At 46.5% G+C, this 15,515-nt stretch carries 14 protein-coding genes and 1 pseudogene; 12 read left to right on the forward strand and 3 right to left on the reverse strand.

From position 1 onward, the window contains the following. Positions 1–68: 68 nt before the first annotated feature. From FWJ59_RS03895 to FWJ59_RS03940, 10 genes are all read left to right on the forward strand, one after another. Complete coding sequence (locus FWJ59_RS03895; protein WP_414480686.1) at positions 69–692, forward strand: MgtC/SapB family protein; 624 nt, start codon at positions 69–71, stop codon at positions 690–692. Positions 693–943: 251 nt separating this feature from the next. Beyond that, a complete protein-coding gene (locus tag FWJ59_RS03900) occupies positions 944–1,975 on the forward strand; it encodes a LacI family DNA-binding transcriptional regulator (RefSeq protein WP_414480675.1) in 1,032 nt (343 codons plus the stop codon). 167 nt (positions 1,976–2,142) lie between these two features. Continuing rightward, positions 2,143–4,029 carry an ABC transporter substrate-binding protein gene (locus FWJ59_RS03905; protein WP_414480676.1) on the forward strand — a complete coding sequence of 629 codons (1,887 nt, stop codon included), beginning with the start codon at positions 2,143–2,145 and terminating at the stop codon, positions 4,027–4,029. 25 nt (positions 4,030–4,054) lie between these two features. Beyond that, a complete protein-coding gene (locus FWJ59_RS03910; protein WP_414480677.1) occupies positions 4,055–5,041 on the forward strand; it encodes an ABC transporter permease in 987 nt (328 codons plus the stop codon). Beyond that, the gene (locus FWJ59_RS03915) at positions 5,038–5,919 is read left to right on the forward strand and encodes an ABC transporter permease (protein ID WP_414480678.1); all 882 of its coding nucleotides are present in this window, start codon (positions 5,038–5,040) and stop codon (positions 5,917–5,919) included. The genes FWJ59_RS03910 and FWJ59_RS03915 overlap by 4 nt, the downstream gene beginning before the upstream one ends. Before the next feature lies 1 nt (position 5,920). Continuing rightward, entirely contained in the window at positions 5,921–6,895 is a 975-nt protein-coding gene (locus FWJ59_RS03920) for an ABC transporter ATP-binding protein (RefSeq protein ID WP_414480687.1), read from the forward strand. A 1-nt stretch (position 6,896) separates the two neighbouring features. Next, positions 6,897–7,892 (forward strand): ABC transporter ATP-binding protein, encoded by a 996-nt coding sequence (locus FWJ59_RS03925; RefSeq protein ID WP_414480688.1) that lies wholly within the window; start codon positions 6,897–6,899, stop codon positions 7,890–7,892. Continuing rightward, positions 7,889–8,074: a hypothetical protein gene (locus FWJ59_RS03930; protein ID WP_414480679.1), complete on the forward strand. Its 186-nt coding sequence runs from the start codon at positions 7,889–7,891 to the stop codon at positions 8,072–8,074. The genes FWJ59_RS03925 and FWJ59_RS03930 overlap by 4 nt, the downstream gene beginning before the upstream one ends. A gap of 74 nt (positions 8,075–8,148) precedes the next feature. Beyond that, positions 8,149–9,039: a glycosidase gene (locus tag FWJ59_RS03935; RefSeq protein WP_414480680.1), complete on the forward strand. Its 891-nt coding sequence runs from the start codon at positions 8,149–8,151 to the stop codon at positions 9,037–9,039. Positions 9,040–9,077: 38 nt separating this feature from the next. Further along, positions 9,078–10,031, forward strand: a complete 954-nt coding sequence (locus tag FWJ59_RS03940; protein ID WP_414480681.1) for a DUF1861 family protein — start codon at positions 9,078–9,080, stop codon at positions 10,029–10,031. 152 nt (positions 10,032–10,183) lie between these two features. Here the strand turns inward: FWJ59_RS03940 and hcp are convergent, their stop codons facing one another. Then, positions 10,184–11,830 (reverse strand): hydroxylamine reductase, encoded by a 1,647-nt coding sequence (gene hcp / locus FWJ59_RS03945; RefSeq protein ID WP_414480682.1) that lies wholly within the window; start codon positions 11,828–11,830, stop codon positions 10,184–10,186. 209 nt (positions 11,831–12,039) lie between these two features. Beyond that, on the reverse strand, positions 12,040–12,747 hold the full coding sequence (locus FWJ59_RS03950) for a 4Fe-4S binding protein (RefSeq protein ID WP_414480683.1): 708 nt from the start codon (positions 12,745–12,747) through the stop codon (positions 12,040–12,042). Positions 12,748–12,824: 77 nt separating this feature from the next. Between FWJ59_RS03950 and FWJ59_RS03955 the strand changes: the two genes are divergently transcribed. Beyond that, positions 12,825–13,637, forward strand: coding sequence for a Crp/Fnr family transcriptional regulator (locus tag FWJ59_RS03955; protein ID WP_414480684.1), 813 nt, complete (start codon positions 12,825–12,827; stop codon positions 13,635–13,637). 19 nt (positions 13,638–13,656) lie between these two features. On the opposite strand, the gene FWJ59_RS03960 is transcribed toward FWJ59_RS03955, so the two are convergent. After that, positions 13,657–15,141, reverse strand: a complete 1,485-nt coding sequence (locus FWJ59_RS03960; RefSeq protein WP_414480685.1) for a PLP-dependent aminotransferase family protein — start codon at positions 15,139–15,141, stop codon at positions 13,657–13,659. Between the two features lie 178 nt (positions 15,142–15,319). Between FWJ59_RS03960 and FWJ59_RS03965 the strand changes: the two are divergent. Continuing rightward, a pseudogene (locus FWJ59_RS03965) lies at positions 15,320–15,515 on the forward strand (pyridoxal 5'-phosphate synthase lyase subunit PdxS); the annotation flags it as partial.

Genomic DNA, 15,515 nt, shown 5'->3' on the forward strand with positions numbered 1-15,515 from the left:
CACTGGTTTGTATGGCGAGGTGTGAAGAAGTTATGTTTTTGGAGGATATCTTCAAGCTGGTGTTGGCCATGTTGCTGGGCGGCCTCGTGGGGCTAGAACGGGAGATTACAAACCGGCCAGCAGGATTTCGGACCCATACGTTGGTATGCATGGGCTCCACGCTGGTAATGGTCACCTCTATGCACCTGTTCGGGTTGTATAGCGATGTAGTTAACTTGGACCCGGCCCGTTTGGGCGCCCAGGTCATAAGCGGCATCGGCTTTCTGGGAGCCGGTACCATCCTTAAGGATAAGGCCAGGGTGCGCGGCCTGACAACTGCTGCCAGCCTGTGGGTGGTAGCCTGTATCGGCTTGGCCATTGGGGCCGGACTGTATAGCGTGGCGGTGGTTGCAGCGCTGCTCGCCTATATAACGTTGATATTGCTCAAGAGGATGGAACGATTGATTATAAGTAAGTCCAAAATAGAAGAGATTGAGCTGGATATACAGAATGTACCAGGTCAAATAGCCAAAGTGACCGAGTGCATGGGGCGTTTGAACGTCCAGATAAGGGACATAAAGATGGTTCCCACCGACGAGCAGTGGGTTCAAACCAGATTTTATGTAATGCTCCCCCGGGGTATGAAGCGGGAGAAGTTGATAAAGGAGCTAAAAGCCATAAAAGGGGTTGAGATTTACACTGATGAGGATTAAAAGGAGCGACCGTGATAGATGTGAACGCGAGGGGGGTAATGTTTCCCCCCCTCAAATTTATTTTTTATTTAAATAATGATGTCGAGGGTCATCGCTACAATTCCTTATTATGATTGTTTCTAGATTGTTTGTAAAGTTAATAAAGGATATAATTCAAGTGATTTATTAAGTGATTCAAGCTATTTTAAACTTGACATTTAAAATAAGTTGCTCTATAATATTTATTGAGACAATGGCATGAGGTGTTGGAGTTGTCTACGACGAGAAGAAAAAGAATCACCATGAGGGATATAGCCGAAAAGCTGAATTTATCAGTCAATGCCGTGTCTTTAGCCTTAAATAACAAGGAGGGTATAAGCGAGGAGACAAGAAGGATAATTTTGAAGACCGCCACTGAACTAGGGTATTTTGATGAAAACCCGAATTTCACACCCAAAAGCCCTTTTAAAAGCATTTGCCTGTTAATTGAAGAACGCAATTTTCGTGATACATATTTTTATACAAAGGTAATTTTAGGGATAGAAAATGAGGCCAAAAGATATGACTATGATATCGTGGTGAGTTTTATTAATCCCAATAATTTTGAAATCCCCGTAAACGTAAAAGGTAAAAGGGTGGCGGGGATCTTAATTGTAGGCACTATTAAAGATGAACATCTCATGGAGATTTTGGAGTATGGAATACCTACCGTGCTTGTTGATCATGCCTCGTTCACCGTTAATACCGATGCTATTTTGACCCAGAACATGGTGGGTACTTACAGAGCAGTGCAATACCTCATAAAAAAGGGCCATAAGCAAATAGGCTTTTTTGGTGAAATAGATTTTTCTTTGAGCTTTAAAGAGAGATGGCTGGGTTTCAATGAGGGGATGAGAAGAGCTGGCCTAAAAGTTGACTATGAATATTGTATATTGGAGGAAGTGGAGCAGCATATTTTATCTAAAAATTATGAAAAACTGACGGAGATTATTGTTGGATTAAAAAAATTGCCCACCGCGTGGGTATGTTCCAATGATAATGCGGCTATAGCGCTGTACAATGCATTAAATGCATTAAACATCAAGGTACCGGATGACATCTCCATAATCGGCTTTGATGATATCGACTTATGCAATATCATAAGGCCCCGCTTAACTACCATTCGAGTGAATAAGGAACTTATGGGAGTTCAAGCTGTGGACAGGCTTTTGCAAATTATACAGCAACCCGAAAACTATCATAAACACATATGTATGGAAGTAACTCTCATAGAAAGGGAATCGGTCAAGGAAATATTTGGTTAACTCTTGGAGTAATCGCATTTTATAACCTGTACCCACTTGGGATATCGCGCAGATTTTCTCCCGCTTTTGTTTTGCAATTCTGGTATGGCTTTATGTGTCTATAAGCGGGGGAGTTCTGTCGTTTGCATATCAAAAAATAATTAAAATTAGAGTGGGGGGAGTATTTAATGGCACTCAAAAAGTGGGTTGCATTGCTCACGCTTGCTTTGTTTATGGCCAGTATTTTAGTTGGGTGTGGAAAGGAGGAACCTACTGAAAGTCAGCCCAGTCAAAACGTTTCCCAGCAAACCGAACAGGGCACTTCTGGAGATGACAAGCAAGGAGATACATCCGAAGCAAAACAAGCAGGAGAAATAAGGCTTGCAACAGATTGGCCTTATCCATTTCATGGTAACCCGTTTGGCGCGGGTGGAATAGGCGGTGCATGGTGGTTTGCTTATGAGCCTTTCGCATATTACATTCCCAAAACAGGAGAGTATATACCGCGCCTTGCTGAAAGCTGGGAGGTTGATGGCAACAAGGTAACCATAAAGCTGAGAAGTGATGTTAAGTTCAGCGACGGAGAACCTTTTACATCCAAAGATGTCGTAACCACCATAAATTTTATACAGGCTATGTGGCAATGGCCTTACGAGATTGAAAAAGTAGAAGCTACTGATGACCATACCGTCGTTTTCACTCTTACCAACACTTCTTTCCTTCACACATTGCTGACCGACGGAGCCATGGCAACACTCACGCCTTCGCATGTGTATAAGGACTTTGCTGATGCGGCTGCGGAAGTAGCACAATTGGGCAAGGAAATCTACTATATGGAAATTGAAGGCCAGACGGTACCCGAAGATAAGAAATCTGAGTACGACGAGAAAGCCCAGCAACTTAGAGAACAGATAAATGCTTTTGCGCCTTTTGAGACGCTAGGTAAAATACCGGTTGTGGGCGCTTTTGAACCGGTGAGAGTGACTCAATCTGAAATGGCGCTGGAAGCAAATAAATATCATTGGACCTATTCGCAAATGAAGATTAACAAGATCATATTTAAGAAATGGTCTTCCAATGAATTTGTATGGGCTGCTCTCATTTCTAACGAAGTTGATGCAGCACATCCAAGCATGCCTAAGGACGTAGTTGAACAGCTTTCTACTCTAAATCCCAACTTGCAGGTGCTCACCGTATCCGACCTTTCAGATATAGCGCTGGTATTCAACTTTAACAGACCGCTGTTTAAAGACATAAATTTGAGGAAAGCTATTGCTCATATTTTGGAAAAAGATAAAGTTAGGGATGTATCGGTATGGCAGGCCAACAGTTATGGAGAATACAGCCATGGCATATTAAAGAGCATGGAGCAGGAGTGGCTGGATCAGGATACTATCCAGAAGATGACCAAGTATACCAATGATTCTGCAGCTGCAGAGAAGATACTGACGGATGCAGGCTATAAGAAAGATGGGGATACCTGGAAAACCCCCAATGGTCAGCCGGTGCAATTTACCCTGTCGGTATATGGTCCCCATAACGACTGGGTACTAGCGGCCAGAGAAGTAGTGCAGCAGCTCAACAGCTTCGGATTTAAGGTGGAGATGCAGATAATCCCTGAGGGCATGAGGGATCAGGTCATGCAGAGCGGAGATTACGATGTGGCCATTGAATTTGGTGCTACATGGCAAGGTTATCCTCATCCTCTCACGGGATATCAGAGGCTGTACGAAGGAGATCTCTTCAAAATTACCTCCTTCCCGGCAAAGGAAAAGTATACAACTCCATGGGGAGAGCTTTCGCCCTTCGATTTGGTGCAGGACCTAAAAGAGGTTGCACAGGCTGATAAGGATAAGGCCAGAGAGCTAATACAGCAATTGGCTTATATCACCAACGAGTATTTGCCGGTCATATCCCTGTACGAAAAGGTATTGCCAATCTACTATAGTGACGGGTACAAGGTTGAAGGATGGCCCGCAAAAGATGATCCCATATGGACTTTGGCACCGGGTGGAATTGAACGAGTGTACAATTTGCTGATTGGTACAGGACAATTATCTCCAGTGGCAAGGTAGATAAAGTAGGTGCGGAGGTACATCTATGAATTACTTTATAAGCAGGGTGCTATATCTTTTAGTGGTATTTGTGGTGGCCGTGAGCGGGATATTTGTCCTGGTCAACAACATGCCAGGCGATCCCGCTTATGGCCTTGCTGTTTCTATTGCCCAGCAGAGAAATGTCCCTCTCGATCGGGCGTTGGAAATAGCGCGAAACATAATGGGGATAGATCCCAATGAATCTCTGTTGACGAGATATGGCAAGTTTATGTCGAACCTCTTTAAAGGCAACTTTGGGTATTCCGCATTTTACAATACCAGCGTGAACGAGATCATCTCTAGGTCGCTGCCGTGGACCATTTTTGTCATTTCCCTTGCTACCTTTTTTAGCTTCATAGTGGGAATATTTTTAGGAGCCTTTGCAGCTCAGAAAAGAGGTACCGTAATAGAATGGATTATTTCTACCCTTTCAAGCATCATACAGGCTGTTCCTCCCTTCATATTGGCGGTTTTGATCTTGTTCGCCTTTTCGGTATCGCTAAAGGTATTGCCCTTGGGAGGGGCTTATCCCGTTGATGTAGAGCCCTCTTTTTCATTTAAATTTATTTCTAAAATATTTCTGCATGCTTTAGGGCCCATGCTAGCTACTGCTATCCCTCAAATAGCTTCGTGGACCCTGGCCATGCGGGGCAATACGTCCCAGATAATGGAAGAGGATTTCATAAGGTTTGCCGAGATAAGGGGTTTGAGGGACTCGGTAATCGCAAGGAAGTACATTCGCAACAACGCCGTATTGCCGTTGGTGGCAAGCCTGGCAATCGGTGTCGGCTATATGCTGGGAGGGCACACCCTGGTCGAGTCCATTTTTAATTATCCGGGTATAGGTTTTTATTTTTCAAAAGCCATTGCCGCTAGGGATTTTGGGTTGCTGACCGGTTTGTTTACTTTAATCGTAATAGGGGTAATAGCGGCCACTTTCATTGCTGATTTTGTCTATGCATTAATTGATCCGAGGGTGAAATTAAAATGATAAATGAAAGCATGGTAAATTTTTATTTTGATTATATTCAACCCTTATTAAAAAACAAGAAGTCACTAATTGGTTTGATTATATTGTTGATCTATATATTCATGGCAACGGTGGGCGCTGCTGTGGTGCCTTTGGACATGAACTCCAATTTTGCCGAGAGGTATCAAAAACCCTCGCTCAAGCACCCTTTCGGAACCGACTATTTCGGGGTGGATATCTTCCAACAAATTGTCCACGGCTCCAGAGCGGTCATTTCCCTTACCATGTTGGCAAGCCTTCTGGCGGTACTGATAGGTGCCGTTGTGGGAGTGGCAAGGGGATATCTGGAGGGCATTGCCGGAAAAATAATCGATACCATCATCATGGTTTTTTTGGTAATTCCTTCATTTCCAGCGCTGCTCATTCTGGCTGCCATATTCATGGATAAAGATCTCAATCTATTTGAAATAGCGCTGCTGGTGGCCATTTGGCTGTGGGCCCCGTTGGCCAAGCAGATATCTGCTCAAGTATTATCCATTAAAAATAAGGAGTTTATCGAGGCATCCAGAATGCTCAACATGCCTTTGAGCTACATTTTATTTAGCGATATCACAAAGCTTCTGATCCCCTATATTTTCATAAATTTCGTCATGCAAATAAAAGGGGCTATGGAATTTTCGGTAGGGCTTATGTTTTTAGGGTTAGCCAAGTTTGACCCCACCCACTGGGGCATAATGCTGAATTACGCGCTGTACCAGGCGGGGGCGCTTTATACGGCAAAAGGCTTTCACTATGTGTTTTTTGTGGTGCTGAACATAGTACTGCTAATTTACGGTGGGGTATTGTTGTCGCAGGGGATCGAAGAGGTCTTCAATCCGCGACTTAGGGGGAATGAATAAATTGGGTTTGATAATAAAGGTGGAAAATCTGAAAGCGGTATATCTCGTAAGGGAGGGGACCATTAAAGCCGCAGACGGCATTTCCTTTGACGTTGAAGAGAATTCGGTAACCGCCATCGTGGGAGAAAGCGCTTCGGGAAAGAGCACCATCATAGAGGCCATGACCAGAACGCTTCCTCTAAACGGAAGGCTTTTAGAAGGAAGGGTGTTATACCGTCAAAAGGATTTGCTGGCTTTAAACAAGGAAGAGTTGAGGAAGATAAAATGGAAGCAAATAGCGCTAGTGCCTCAAGCGGCTCAGCAATCCTTGAATCCTACCATGAGGGTGATTGACCATTTTAAGGATACAGTGGAGGCCCATGGAATAAATTGGAGCCGTCAGGAATTGATTCAACATGCTTCCGAAAAATTAAAGATGGTTAGGTTAAATCCAGAGGCGGTGCTGTATGCTTATCCCTTGCAGCTTTCGGGTGGAATGAAGCAAAGGGTTTTAATAGCTTTGGCCCTCTTGTTAGAACCTGAGGTTTTAATACTCGATGAGCCAACCTCTGCCCTGGATGTCCTAACACAATCCTATATCATTCAGCTTTTGAAGGAATTGAAGAAAAGCCTTAATATAACCCTCATATTTGTCACCCATGATATAGCTGTGGCAGCAGAGCTGGCCGATAAGATAGCCGTCATCTATGCTGGTAATATAGTGGAATATAATTCGGTATTTGAGATTTTCAAAAATCCGCTACATCCGTACACAAAAGGGTTGATGAGTTCCATCATGGCCATAAATGCCGATATGTCCAAAATCAAGCCCATACCGGGAGACCCGCCAAGCCTGCTAACCCCCCCTTCGGGATGTAGATTCCATCCAAGGTGTGAACATGTCATGGAAATATGCAAGAAAGAAAAGCCACCTTTACTCACGTTGGAAGACGGTGCGCAGGTGGCGTGCCATCTGTATGGCCAGGGAGGAAGATGAGATGCAACAGGTAATAAAAGTGTCCCATGTCAGCAAGGTGTTTTCACGAGGGTATTTCAAAAAGCATCACAAACTTGTTCTGGACGATATAGATCTGGAGGTTTCCGAAGGGGATAGGCTGGTCATCGTGGGAGAAAGCGGGATGGGCAAGACTACTCTGGCGCGCATCATGGCTGCTCTGGAGTCGCCTTCCCAGGGCAAAGTCTTGTGGTTTGGCGAAAACATAAGCAGTATGAACAAGGGTGAGAAGAAGCTGCTCAGAGGCAAAGTGCAGTACGTCCATCAGGACCCATATAGCTCCCTGCACCCGGCTAAAACCATATTCAGGACAGTTGCCGATCCCCTGAAAAATGCCCAGAAAATCAGGGGTAAAGAGCTTCGCCAAAAGGTAAAGGAGTTGATGGAAAAGGTAGGGCTGACCCCAGCCGAATATTTTTTCAACAAATATCCACACCATCTATCGGGGGGCGGGCGTCAAAGGCTTGCCATTGCAAGGGCTTTAACTACAGATCCTCGGGTGATAATCGCCGATGAACCCATCAGCATGATTGATATGTCCCTAAGAGCAGCGATAATCAAGCTTTTCAAGGACCTGAATGACCTGTATAACATAGCCGTTGTACTGGTACTGCATGATATTGGGGCGGCAAAATATTTCACCTATGAAAAGGGAGAGGTGGCCATCATTTACGGGGGTAAAATAGTTGAGATGGGTGAAGGCGCAAAAGTCTTTGACAATCCCCTTCATCCCTATACCAAAGTGCTGATAAGCAGCAGCCCAATAGCCGATCCGCAAATAGCCAGGAACAGGGTTGTGGAACAGCTGAGGTCCTATGAGGTTCCCGAACGGACGCCCCAAAGCAAGGGATGTCCCTTTGTCCACGCATGCAATTATTACGTTGAAAGGTGTATGGAGCAAAACCCATGCCTTGAGGCCGTGGAGGATAATCACTGGGTAGCATGCCATCTTTTGGTCAACAAGGATGTGGATATATGAAAGTAGGAATTTTCCTGTTTTTCTCCATATTGGTGATGGTACTGGCAGGCATATGGTTGATATTTTTTAGGACAGAGGGCGTAGAGCTGGTGCTGGTAATGATATCCCTGGCTGTTTCCATCTTTACAATGCTGTTGATATTTCTATATAATCAAAAGCACAAAAGGAGAAGCAGGGAGTAGAAAAGGAAAAAGACATGTGGCAATTGAGCAGCTATGATGATAAAATAATTATAATAAAAGGAGTGCATGGTTAGGTGATAAGGCTTAGGAGATTGTCCCAAGACCCCATATTGCTGCCAAAGGCGGAAAACCAGTGGGAGAGGGCAGCCGTTTTTAACGCCGCCGCAATCTATGACAATGGATTGTTTCACTTGATTTACAGGGCCAGCGACATAGGCCCTCATCCCAGATACGGGGAGTACGTTTCCAGATTAGGATACGCCGTTAGCTACGATGGGATCAACTTTATGAGGCTGGATAAGCCCATAATGACCAATGATACAGAACAGGAGCTGAGAGGAGTAGAAGACCCGCGGATAGTAAAGATTGATGGGATTTATTATATGATGTATATTGCCTATGGTGGGAGGTATGAAGGGGATTTTAGAATTTGCCTGGCAACATCCACAAATCTTATAAAGTGGGAGAAAAAAGGGATAGTTTTGGATGAAACCAACAAGGATGCATCCCTGTTCCCCGAAAAGATCGATGGTAGGTTCGTCATGCTGCACAGGAGATATCCGGATATCTGGATAGCCTTTTCGGATGACCTGCAGACCTGGTACGGCCATACGCCCATAATGAAGCCCATTCCCGGGAACTGGGACAGCGTTAAGGTGGGCATTGCAGGGCCGCCCGTTAAGGTAAAGGATGGCTGGTTGTTGATTTACCATGCAGCTGATGAGAACAGCGTATACAGGCTGGGAGCAGCTCTTCTGGATCTATCCGATCCAACAAAGGTGCTCGCAAGGCAGAAGGAACCCATTTTGGAGCCGGAGCTTGAGTGGGAAAGAAACGGCTATGTTCCCAATGTGGTGTTCAGCTGCGGCAATGCCGTGAAGGACGATACCATTTATGTGTATTACGGCGGTGCCGATACAGTTATGGGTGTGGCCGTATTGGAGATGAAGGACATCGTATTTTAGCTTTTGTTAAATATGATTATCTAAGGAGTGGACAATAGATGTTTGAGCCTGCTAAGACTGCTCGCCCCTGTCTAGACCTTTATGAGGAGTATGCTCGGGATAAGAAGCGTCATCCCATAAAAGCCGGTATGGTGAAGTTTGGAACCAGGACCAGGAAGGATATATACAATATTACCGCTCCATTTGTGCATGGATCCAATAAGTACCTTGCGGGCCGCGTGGAGAACAGGCACGATGAGCTATCGAAGGTATGGGTGTTTGTTGAAAAGAACGGCAAGTGGATCAAGTCGCCTGATACCCCTGAGTTTTCGCGCTTTCAGGACCCGTTTTTGACTCGGGTGGAAGGAGAAATCATATTTGGAGGCGTGCAGATAGACACCAATCCTTTGGACGAAAATCAAATCATTGGCTGGAGGACGCTGTTTTTCCGCGGCAAGGATTTTAAGGAGATGAAGCTGTTTGCCCGCGGACCTAACGGGATGAAGGACATAAGGATTGTGAGCTTAAATGATGGGAAAATAGCAGTATTTACACGACCTCAGGGTGAAATAGGCGGCAGGGGGAAGATAGGGTATATATGCCTTAATTCCCTGGACGAGTTAAATGAAAGCAACATAAACAGGGCGCAGGTATATCATTCGCATTTTGTGGACGAAGAATGGGGTGGGGTAAACGAGGTGCATGTATTGAAGAACGGCCTTTTAGGAGTGCTGGGCCATATCGCTCGCTATGATGAGGAGGGCAACCGCCATTATTATCCCATGGTCTTTGCCTTTGATCCCCACTCGATGACCCATTCACCATTGAAGATAATCGCCTGTCGCAATGATTTCTTACCTTCGCCGGCTAAACGGAATGACCTTTACAACGTGGTATTCAGCGGAGGGCTCATACGCCAGGAAGATGGGACGGCTGTACTCTATGCAGGGGTATCGGATGCAACCGCTCAATGGCTGGTGATACCCGATCCGTTTGTCGAATATGAATCCTAAAGGCGCAGTCATGCATGAGGCGTCTAGATTTGAAGGCATCCATGTTTGCTATAGATGAGACGATTGTACTGAAAAAGCTGGGAGGTTCAATATTACGCCAAAAGGGGCTGAATAAAAATTCAGCCCCTTTTGACTTCATATGGCTTTTGGATTTACTCGCCCATAAACATCCTTATATCATCGTCCACGTTGGTTATGCCGCCAATGCCGAACTTTTCTACCAGCACCTTGGCCACGTTGGGCGACAGGAATGCCGGAAGCGTCGGCCCCAGGTGTATGTTTTTAACGCCCAGGTACAGCAGAGCAAGTAGCACTATGACGGCTTTCTGCTCGTACCATGCGATGTTATAAGCTATGGGCAGCTCGTTTACGTCATCAAGCCCGAAGGCTTCCTTAAGCTTGAGGGCGATTACGGCCAGGGAATAGGAGTCGTTGCACTGTCCCGCATCGAGTACTCTGGGTATGCCGTCTATGTCTCCCAGATTGAGCTTGTTATACCTGTATTTTGCGCACCCCGCCGTCAGTATGACGGTATCGTGGGGTAGCTTCTCGGCAAACTGGGTGTAGTATTCCCTGCTTCTCATTCGGCCGTCGCATCCTGCCATGACAAAGAATTTTTTGATCTTGCCGGCCTTGATAGCTTCTACTACTTTGTCGGCCAGGCTGAGCACGGTATTGTGGGCAAATCCCCCTATAATTTCGCCAGTCTCAATTTGGGTGGGCGGCGCGCACCTCTTGGCATGCTCGATGATTTCGGAGAAGTCTTTTGTGCCGTCCTGGCGGACGGGTATGTGCTTGACTCCGGGATAGCCTACCACCCCGGTGGTGTACAGCCTGTCCTTATAGGAATCCCTGGGCGGTACCAAGCAGTTGGTGGTCATCAGTATGGGCCCGTTGAAACTTTCAAACTCCTTGTCCTGCTTCCACCAAGCATTTCCGTAGTTGCCGACGAAGTGTTCGTATTTCTTGAAAGCCGGGTAGTAATGGGCGGGAAGCATCTCGCCGTGGGTGTAGACGTCAACGCCAGTACCTTCAGTTTGCTTGAGCAGCTCCTCTAGATCCTTCAGGTCATGGCCGCTTATCAGTATGCCAGGGTTGTTCCTTACGCCGATGTTCACCCTTGTGACTTCGGGATTGCCGTAGGTGGAAGTATTGGCCTTGTCCAAAAGCGCCATAATCTGAACTCCGTACTTGCCGGTCTCCATGGCCAGCGCTACCAGGTCGTCGGCCGTCAGGTTGTCGTCAAGGAGGGTGGCCAGCGCCTTCTGCATGAAGCCGTACACCTCATCGTCTTCATACCCCAGGACTTGGGCGTGGTATGCGTAGGCCGCCATGCCCTTGACGCCGTATAGCACCAGCGATTTTAGAGAGCGCATGTCCTCATTTTGGTCGGCCAGCAGGCCTACAGTTTTGGCTTTGGCCTCAAAGTCGTCCAAGGTTTTGCCTTCCCAAATGGCAGCGTCGGGAAGTTTTTCGTCCAGATTTGTGCCAGCAGTTAAAGCCCATTCCTTAAGCTTATTTCTCAGTTTGAGAGCCTGAGCTATTTTGTTTACGAAGTACTCCTTGTCGAAGTTGACGTTTGTGATGGTGGAAAAGAGGCTCTCAATGATGAATTTATCGGCTTCGGGAAGCTTTATGCCCGCCTCCCTCAACTTGGTGGTGTATACGGATATTCCTTTTAGTACATATATTAACAGGTCCTGCAGGTTTGCTACATCGTCGGTCTTGCCGCATACGCCCCTCAACGTGCATCCCGTACCCTTTGCGGCTTCCTGGCACTGATTGCAAAACATGCTCATCAATTATCAACCTCCCGTTGTTCTATTTAAAGTATTTTGAGCTTATGTCGATTCCGTAAAGGCATCTTTAAAAATGCTTTGCGTTTAAACTTCGGTTTTAAAGCGGTTTGCTTTTCCTCTTCATCTTCTCAATTTTCTTCATTCGGCTTTCGTATCGTCCCTCATCTGAGTAGCTTCAGCATGGTGGCTCCCATGCCTGCTTTTTTATTTCAGTCCTCGATGATGTGTCCATCTATAGAGATGGTGACCACGCGCCAGGGGGTGATTTTGCCGCTCCTTCCAATTGCATCCCTTACTGCATATGCAAGGCCACTGCAACAGGGGACTTCCATCTTGAGGACCGTGATGCTCTTTATATCGTTGTACTTCAGGATGTCGGTCAATTTTTCGGAGTAGTCCACATCGTCCAGCTTGGGGCAGCCGATGAGGGTGATCTTATTGCGCATGAAGTCCTGATGAATGTTGGCATATGCATACGCCGTGCAGTCGGCTGCTACCAGCAAGCTGGCATTCTGGAAATAGGGTGCGTTTGGCGGTACCAGCCTGATCTGACATGGCCACTGGCGCAGCTGCGATTCCGCCGGTGCAAATGCATGCTGCTGTGCCGGCGTTTCGAAAGGCCTTTCCATGGTTCTAACATGTGTTCCCGGACAGCCGCATGGCAGCGTTTCCTCCTTTTTTTGCTTCATGCGTTGTTGAACCGCCTCTTCATCAAAGGGTTGAGCCTCCCGCTCCTCAATGGTGATGGCGCCCATGGGGCACTCTGGCAGGCAGGCTCCCAGCCCGTCGCAGTACGACTCAGAGACCAGGGTGGCTTTGCCGTTGACGAGCTGCAGGGCTCCCTCATGACAAGCATCTATGCACAGCCCACAGCCGTTGCACTTTTCCTGGTCGATCTTCACGATCTTTCTTATCACGCTTTCATACCTCCTTGTATTTGGCCTTTTAAAGAGGCGTAGTAGTTTTACCCGCCATTGCCTCGTTCGTAACCGTCATGGTTGATGCCGTTTACGGTGCCGTTTTTTTTGCTCTATTGTTTTATCACGGCTATTATATTATAATTACAGCTATCATGTCGGTATCTGGTGTTACCAAAATCGAAGGTGATCATATGGAACTGGAAAGATATATAGAAGTGCTTTCGAAAGCTGAATTATTTAAAGGATTCAGTAAGGACGAAATCGCTTTAATGATCAAGTGCCTCGAACCAAAGGTAAAGGCGTACCAGAAGGGCAATTATTTGGCCATAGCTGGGGAAAAGTTTCACGGCTTGGGTATTATGCTGGAAGGAGAGGCAGCCGTCTATAAAGAAAATATGGCCGGTAACAGGGTGATGATGGTGCTCCTTAAGCCTGGGGATGTATTCGGGGAGATTTTAGCTTTTTCCACCGAATCCCTGTGGCCTGTCACCGTTGAAGCCCAGCAACCCTGCAAGGCCCTTTTCATAAGCCGCCATAAGATTGTTGGCGAGTGCGGACGTGCCTGCCCATGGCATAGGAAGCTTATAGAAAATATGCTTACTATGGTATCCGAACGCGCCATTGCCTTGAGCAGAAAGGTTGAGTATTTGTCCATAAAAAGCATACGGGGCAAGATAAGCGCGTATTTGCTGGAGCAGTATAAAAAGACAGGGAAGACCACCTTCATGCTGCCCATGAATCGCAATGCCCTGGCCGATTTTCTGAACGTCTCGCGGCCTTCCCTGTCGAGGGAGATGTGTAACATGAGGGATGAAGGGATCATAGACTTTCACCGCGCTTCGGTACGGATCAAGGACCTTGAAGCGCTGAAAAATATGGCACAGTAAAGGCTGAGACCTGCATATCCTACAGTAATGGGCTGTACTCTTGGCTTGATGGCGCCAGGGTGGCCTCTTGTTCTACGTATTGATGAAGGACTTCTCCCATCGCTCTGATTCCGTCTCGTATTTTTTCGGAATTTACCGCGGCGAAGCTCAACCTGAAATGGCGCGTATCATGAGTTTGGTGATAGAACAGGGAGCCTGGCGCAATGAGCACTCCTTTTTTGAGGCAACGGGCATACACCTCTTGGTCGTTGTACCCTGGCGGCAGTTCAAACCATACGTGCAGTCCTCCACCCGGGGCTTTGTATTTTACGCTCACCGGAAAACTCTCTTTTACAGCCTTTAGGAAGGTTTCATATCTCTTTTTGTACTTCTGCCTCATGTACTCTATGTGCTCTTGCCATATGTTTTCCCTTAAGTACAGGTCAAAGGTGCGCTGTATGAGGCCGGAGGTTGAGATATCTGTGGTATGCTTTGCCGAAATGACCCTGCTGCGTAAGGCTTGAGGTACCACCATAAACCCCAGCCTCAGGCCGGGCATGAATATCTTGGAAAAGCTCTTGATATAGATGACGACCTGGTAGGCGTCGAAGGCTTTTAAGGGCAGGGGTTGCTCTTTGGTAAACGACAGTTCGCTCAAGGAATCGTCTTCTACTATGAAGGTTTTGTGCTGTCGGGCCATTTGAAGTATCTGCTCCTTTTTAGAGTAGGAATACGAGTAGCCGGTTGGATTTTGAAAATAGGGCATGACGTATATAAATTTGGGATGATATACCGACAGCATCTCTTCGAGCTTTTCAAGGTCGATGCCGTCCTCCTGTATGGGTATCTCCACTATCCTTGCCCCCCTTGATTTAAACGCTTCTAAAGCGCCTCTGTAAGTTGGGCTTTCTACAAACACGCAGTCGCCGTATTCGATAAGGGCCTTGGAGATGATGTCTATCCCCTGTTGTGCTCCCGATATGACGTGTACGTCATCCGTTAAAACCTTTATTGAAAATTTCTCCAGATAGTGGCATATTGACTCCCTTAAAGGTTGATAGCCCTGAATCTGATGGTAGCCAAAGGCTTGCCCCTTGTCCCTATCCAATACCTTATTGATGAGGATTTTAAAGCTGTCTACAGGGAACAAATCGGGGGTAGGGGTAGTGCTGGCAAAGTTTATGGCGTCTTTGCTTACCTGGACCTGCCCCTTTTCCATCATCTGTAGGTGTTCATCCTCTTCTTGACGCTGTAGCTGCGGCTCATATCTGCTGGGAGAAGCCACATATGTTCCGCTACCTACTACAGAGTAGGCCAATCCCTCGCTTTCAAGCTTCTTGTATGCGTGTGCCACCGTTATGGTGTTGACCCCCAGCTGCCGGGCCAGCTTTCTTATGGGAGGCAGTTTTTCGTTGGGCTTTAAAACCCCTTCTGCAATCAGGCTTTTAAGCTGAACGAAGAGCTGAATGTATAAAGGGGTGGGGAGCCTGTCGTCGAGGTAGATGGATAATATTTTGTCGTCCATAGGACCATTTCTCCTTCCTACCATATTTCTAAGTTTTGTACACTTCCGATGTCTTGCCGGATGTCGGTTTTTGGTGTCATAAAGAATCTCCTGTTTCAATATTGACACCATAACACTTGCTGTGTTATTAATAACAATAACGATACAATTATACAATAATGGAAATTGTACCGCAACAATGTTTGTGGGTCGTGATAAAAATTCTGTACGGAAGGGGGATATTATGGAGCAGGTCTTTGAGAAGAATAGAGAGCTCAACGAGAGGCTGAAAGGCGGAGTGATAATGGATGTGGTAACGCCCGAACAGGCCATCATCGCCGAGAAAGCCGGGGCGGTTGCCGTGATGGCGCTGGAGAGGGTGCCGGCCGATATAA

The organism is Caldicoprobacter sp. (assembly GCF_047459465.1).
In the GTDB taxonomy this organism is placed as follows: domain Bacteria; phylum Bacillota; class Clostridia; order Caldicoprobacterales; family Caldicoprobacteraceae; genus Caldicoprobacter.